The organism is Sulfuriferula multivorans (assembly GCF_003851125.1).
GTDB lineage: Bacteria > Pseudomonadota > Gammaproteobacteria > Burkholderiales > Sulfuriferulaceae > Sulfuriferula > Sulfuriferula multivorans.
This window is the reverse complement of the sequence record NZ_BGOW01000054.1, coordinates 1-3,269: the sequence shown is the minus strand read 5'-3', so window position 1 is coordinate 3,269 and position 3,269 is coordinate 1. Positions and strand designations below refer to the sequence as shown.

5 protein-coding genes are annotated in these 3,269 nt (G+C 54.6%); 2 read left to right on the top strand and 3 right to left on the bottom strand.

Going from position 1 to position 3,269, the window contains the following annotated elements; translation table 11 throughout:
- Window positions 1-198 precede the first annotated feature (198 nt).
- The 3 genes from EI185_RS17350 to EI185_RS17340 all read right to left on the bottom strand — a co-directional run bounded on the left by EI185_RS17350 (window position 199) and on the right by EI185_RS17340 (window position 2,285).
- Window positions 199-492 carry a hypothetical protein gene (locus tag EI185_RS17350; protein ID WP_124706407.1) on the bottom strand — a complete coding sequence of 98 codons (294 nt, stop codon included), beginning with the start codon at window positions 490-492 and terminating at the stop codon, window positions 199-201.
- Between the two features lie 386 nt (window positions 493-878).
- The gene (locus EI185_RS17345; protein WP_124706406.1) at window positions 879-1,346 is read right to left on the bottom strand and encodes a hypothetical protein; all 468 of its coding nucleotides are present in this window, start codon (window positions 1,344-1,346) and stop codon (window positions 879-881) included.
- 561 nt (window positions 1,347-1,907) lie between these two features.
- The gene (locus EI185_RS17340) at window positions 1,908-2,285 is read right to left on the bottom strand and encodes a hypothetical protein (protein ID WP_124706310.1); all 378 of its coding nucleotides are present in this window, start codon (window positions 2,283-2,285) and stop codon (window positions 1,908-1,910) included.
- A 55-nt stretch (window positions 2,286-2,340) separates the two neighbouring features.
- On the opposite strand from EI185_RS17340, the gene EI185_RS17335 reads away from it, so the two are divergent.
- Both EI185_RS17335 and EI185_RS17330 read left to right on the top strand, forming a co-directional pair.
- Window positions 2,341-2,925, top strand: a complete 585-nt coding sequence (locus EI185_RS17335; protein WP_124706405.1) for a class I SAM-dependent methyltransferase — start codon at window positions 2,341-2,343, stop codon at window positions 2,923-2,925.
- 31 nt (window positions 2,926-2,956) lie between these two features.
- On the top strand, window positions 2,957-3,193 hold the full coding sequence (locus tag EI185_RS17330; RefSeq protein WP_124706404.1) for a hypothetical protein: 237 nt from the start codon (window positions 2,957-2,959) through the stop codon (window positions 3,191-3,193).
- Window positions 3,194-3,269: the final 76 nt, after the last annotated feature.

The following is a 3,269-nucleotide window of genomic DNA, read 5'->3' as shown; positions in this document are numbered from 1 at the left end:
TTTGTAGTTTCGCAGTCCTTCACCTTCTTACACAACCCAAGCGGCGCAATCTGAATCAGATGATGAGGAAAGAGCAATGAATTAAAAACATCAGATCACTTGTAAATCTGGGGAAGCCCTTGTAGTAGAGCTAACCGGCGCTGCGCAGCTTTATCGCGCAGCGTCCAGCGACCGAAGGGAGCGAGGTTGAGCGCCATGTTATGCATGCTGCCACTCATTGAACTGAACGCCAAGCTCTTCGAGAGCAGTTTGTTTTGCTTCGAGTTCGGTCAAATGCCAAGAGTCACCGTAAAGCGCATGGTCAGATGTCGAATAGCAAAGCAAGTATCCAGAACCGTCGAGATGAATCTCAATATCGAACAACTCTTCACGTATGGGGAGAGCGCAGTTAGCCTGATGAGCTTCCGTTACTGGACATCCCCAACCAGAATGTTGGTTTCCGAAAACGGGGACAGCTTTTCTAACGTGAACGATGGCTTTGGAAGTATTCATCGAGATGCATAACGTTCGCCATAACCGGCAGCAAAAAGTGGCGCGACGAAGGAGCGACGCTTTTTGCTGTCCGCGTTCATGGCGTTGTTAGGCCCCGCTACCTGGGTTAATTGCGGTTGGCTTAAATGGATTCGCTTCTGTCATTGCACGGACTAGTAACGGTGCTGAAAGGCCAACGTTTAACGCTACGATCGGCGATAGCTGAACGCCCGACGCAACGTAAGCATACGCAAGCACGCCACTGATTGTGGGCCAAGCAGCATATGGCACATAAAAAAGAATATCTTTGAAGTCTGGCCTCTCAAGCTTGGGCCGTTTCGAATACTCCATTAGATGAAGGACGTTGATGAGGAATCCGCCGATCACAGCCAATACGACGGCCGAAGTCATTTCTGCACCTTATTCGTAATCGCACTCTCCAAACGTTCCCATAGCGACGATTTCTCGCGATAGTGATCTTTTGTCGTAAAGAGATCGCGGCCCTCCTGGTCTGGGATCGTCGACTTAATTACAACGCTAGCGTTAGCGGAAAGACTTCCTACAACAGTGACCGCATCAAGCTTCGTTTCTTTAGCGATTCCTTCAATTGTGCGCCATTTGAACCTTGGACTTTCTAACGCCGTTTGCACGGTGGGCCACTCCGGCCAGCTATACGTGACCTCGCGCCACTGTTCTCCGCTTTTCCTCTCGTACACAAATACATCCGTGCCGGTAGCGTTCGGGATGCTCATAATCTCTGTTCCCGGTTCCGCTGCGATACGTCGCGGAGCAATTGCCAGCGGATCATTGCCGTATTTCCCGGCGAGTATCGCACTCCAAATATCGTTCAATTGTTCTTGCGTGTGTGTCGTCATGAGATTATCCGATTAAGGGGCATAACGTGAAAGGTAACCGGCTGCCGGAGCGCGCAGCGCGGAGGGAACCCGGCAGCGCAGCTGACGGGCAGTCCGGTTGACCGACGGGTTGGGCAACGAGATCGGTTGCAAGAACCCTACGGCGCGCACACCTGACGCGGCCACACGGCGAGCTTGAAATTTACCTCTGGCGTTTGCCAGACGCGACACGCCAACGACTACCGAAGCCCACATGGTAACGCGCGATGGTTGGAGCGAAGCCACCGGCGCGGCGTGGCGGCCAAGGCCACGGCGATCATGATGGGTTGCGAAGGCACGGCGAGTTGAACACTCGCGCCGCGCAAGCGACAAGGCGCGAGAAGAAAGGGACGCACACACAGCGGCACGTGAGACGGAGACGCTTTGAAGCGAACAGGTTTTACCGCGAGACAGTTTGTGTGTTTCAAACGGTGTGTGCATGTTTAGAAAACCCGAGGGGCCCAACGTTGAAGTTCAGCGGACGGCTGCGAGTGGCGCGCAGCGCCGCTTGCAGCCGGTCCGCTGGAACGCCATGTTAGGGAGCTATTGGTCGAGCTTCTCAAGTGGGTGGTACTCAAGCAACCCCCATAAATCATCGTCTTTTTCGGAGCCTCGGGCTCCGAGTTCAATTAACAGTCGCTTTGTTGTTTCTTCATCTGCACCGACTACGCGAGACAGCGTTGTGAGTTTGCGCCAATGCTCTTTGAATCGTAAATCGCGAAGCATTTTGTCCAAGAGTTTTTTTCTTTTTTCGTCAAGCTCCCGGCGTGGTTTGTCTTGAAACCAGTGAAGAACAAAGTTTCCTCCAACAGTGATGACTGCTCCCACAACAACGCCAACAAGCCCAACAACAGAAACCCAAAACGAAGTGTCAGCGATGACCTTCGCAGCGATTTCATTTGCAAGAGTGGATGTGTCCACGTGGCGAGCTCCCTAACGCTAACGTAACCGGCCTTGCGCCGAAAAAGGACGACAAATGAACAATGAAACGCTGCTGGCGCAAGGTCCGGTTGACGTAAATGTTGGGCGACGTGTGCTCGATCCTTGCTGCGGTGGCCGCATGATGTGGCTGGACAAGCAAAACCCGGACGTAGTGTTTGGCGACCGGCGCAGCGAGTCGCTGATCGTTACCGACCGCTCGCACGGCAACGCTAGCGGCACGCGCACGCTGCGGATTGAGCCGGATGCGCTGATTGATTTTCGGGCGCTGCCGTATCCGGACGGGGTATTCCGGCTGGTGGCGTTCGACCCGCCACATTTGGTGCGTGCGGGGCCGCGCTCGTGGCTGGCGGCGAAATACGGGAAGCTCGGCACCGACTGGCGCGAGGACTTGCGCAATGGATTTGCAGAATGCTTCCGCGTGCTGGCCACCGATGGAGTTTTGGTTTTCAAGTGGAACGAAACGCAGATCAAAGTCGCGGAGGTGCTTGCACTAACACCAGTGCAGCCACTCTTTGGGCATATTTCAGGGCGCAAGGGGCTGACGCACTGGTTGGTTTTTATGGTGCCCAACGAACAAGGTCAGCAGACGCCCGCTTGCGGGCGGTCTACTGCACCGTAGGGTTGGGCGTAGACCGAAGAAAGGAAACGAAATGTTAAACACGGAAGACCTTAGGAATTACACAGGTATCGGCACAGGCTACACACCGGAAGCAATGATGGCGCGGGCAGCCGACGAGATTGACCGATTGCGCAAGACGCTTTGCGAAATCATCGAAGCCAACCCGCGCATGTGGGAAGAATTGTCCGAGCCAATGGGCGAGTTCGAGCGCTGGGCAAAAAGCAGGGCTATCCATGCGCTCGGTGAACTGCTGACGCCCAACGAATGAAAGGGACTTCCCCGTCCCGAGGCAGCGGAGAAGTTTCCGCGAACGGCAACCAGTGCCATGATGGAATTTCGATCAT